1 pseudogene is annotated in these 653 nt (G+C 59.6%); it reads left to right on the top strand.

The annotated features are described in order from the left end of the window. Positions 1-95: 95 nt before the first annotated feature. A pseudogene (locus tag ROA7023_RS23635) lies at positions 96-525 on the top strand (transposase); the annotation flags it as partial. Positions 526-653 lie beyond the last annotated feature (128 nt).

Raw genomic sequence — 653 nt, 5'->3', positions numbered from 1 at the left:
CCCGATCCGTCACCAGCCTCACGGCCTCGATCTTGAACTCACGCGTAAACTTCCGTCTCGTCATATCCACTCTCCAGTTCCATGGTCACGATCTTATCTTCGTGTCCACGAAACCGGCAGCAGCTCAAGTTGAAGTTCTGCAGGGACAAGGCGCAACGATTGCCGAGGCGGTGCGCCAGATCGGCGTGACGCAGCAGACGTTCTACCGATGGCGCAAGCTGTATGGTGGGTGGGTCGGTCTCAGCTGGCCCGTCTGAAAGAGCTGGAGAAGGAGAACCAGCGGCTTCGGAGGGCTGTGTCCGATCTCACGCTGGACAAGCTGATCCTGACCGAGGCTGCAAAGGGAAACTTCTGAGCCCTTCGCGTCGCCGCAAGTGCATCGACCACGTGCGGCAGGAGCTTGGCGTATCGGAGCGCCGCGCCTGCCGCACGCTCGGGCAGCACCGATCCACACAGCGCAAGGTGCCGCAGGGCCGCGCCGATGAGGAACGTCTCACCGACGACATCATCGAACTGGCCGATCAATGAGTTATGCCCGAAAGTTGGTGATGGTCTGAAGTAGGCGGCATATCATGGCGGTGTTCAAGATGCCGTCGTTCTCAGAGAGAAAGGATATGCCACCATGGCCAAATCTACCGTTGTCCCGTTCGAGC

The sequence above is a fragment of the Roseisalinus antarcticus genome (assembly GCF_900172355.1).
GTDB classification, from domain to species: domain Bacteria; phylum Pseudomonadota; class Alphaproteobacteria; order Rhodobacterales; family Rhodobacteraceae; genus Oceanicola; species Oceanicola antarcticus_A.
This window is presented reverse-complemented; position numbering and strand designations above follow the sequence as displayed.